Annotated in this window: 2 protein-coding genes; both read left to right on the top strand. The window is 64.5% G+C overall.

From position 1 onward, the window contains the following. On the top strand, positions 1-482 hold a 482-nt coding region (locus tag A3E77_RS12115; RefSeq protein WP_293646235.1), incomplete at its 5' end, for a TonB-dependent receptor domain-containing protein. Between the two features lie 105 nt (positions 483-587). Next, the coding region (locus A3E77_RS12110) for a tryptophan 7-halogenase (RefSeq protein WP_293646233.1) at positions 588-905 on the top strand (318 nt) is incomplete at its 3' end.

The raw sequence follows: 905 nt of genomic DNA, 5'->3' as shown, positions 1-905 counted from the left end.
TCGAGATTACGACGCCGATCAACAGCGACCAGAAGGCATCGATCAACGGCTGGGAATTCGCGCTCCAGCACAGCTTCTGGGACACCGGCTTTGGCGTGATCCTGAACTATACGATCGTCAACGGCGATGCGACGTATGACAATACCCAGCCGTCGTCGGTGCCGCAGTTCGCGCTGACGGGGCTCAGCGACAGCGCCAACGCCGTCGCCTTCTATGACAAGAACGGGCTTCAGGCGCGTGTCGCCTGGAACTGGCGCGACGAGTTCCTTGCCGGAACGGGCCCCAACCCCTTCTATACCGAGGAATATTGGCAGATCGACGCAAGCGCGAGCTATGAGTTTATTCCTGGCCTCACCGGCTTCGTCGAGGCGATCAACCTGACGGGTGAGGGGCGCCGCGGTCACCTGAGAAGCAAGAATAACGTCACCTTCGTCCAGCCTGGCTTTGCCCGCTATGCGGCGGGGGTCCGGTTCAGCTTCTAAGGCGGGTGTTTCGCGTCCGCCGGGTCGCGGGCAAGAGGGTCGCGCCTTTTCGGGCGCGGCTCTTTTGCGTGACGAGGGCGGTTTCGCAGCCTAGGATCGACGGCAATGAATAGCGCGATCGAGAGGGTTGTCATCGTAGGCGGCGGCACCGCCGGCTGGCTCGCGGCGTCGCGTCTCGCCAGTTCGCCGCGCGCGGCGTCGGGCCAGCTGTCGGTAACGTTGATCGAGGCCCCCGACATCCCGACCATCGGCGTCGGCGAAGGAACCTGGCCGACGATGCGCGCGACGCTGTCGGCAATCGGGATTGGCGAGGCCGACTTCCTCGCCGCGTGCGACGGATCGTTCAAACAGGGATCGCGGTTCGACGGCTGGGTGACGGGCACCGCGGGCGACCGCTATCTTCACCCCTTCACTTCGCCGCCA

It is taken from the genome of Sphingopyxis sp. RIFCSPHIGHO2_12_FULL_65_19, from assembly GCF_001830555.1.
Classification (GTDB): Bacteria; Pseudomonadota; Alphaproteobacteria; order Sphingomonadales; family Sphingomonadaceae; genus Sphingopyxis.
The sequence above is the reverse complement of the archived record's forward strand: the minus strand, read 5'-3'. Positions and strand labels throughout refer to the sequence as shown.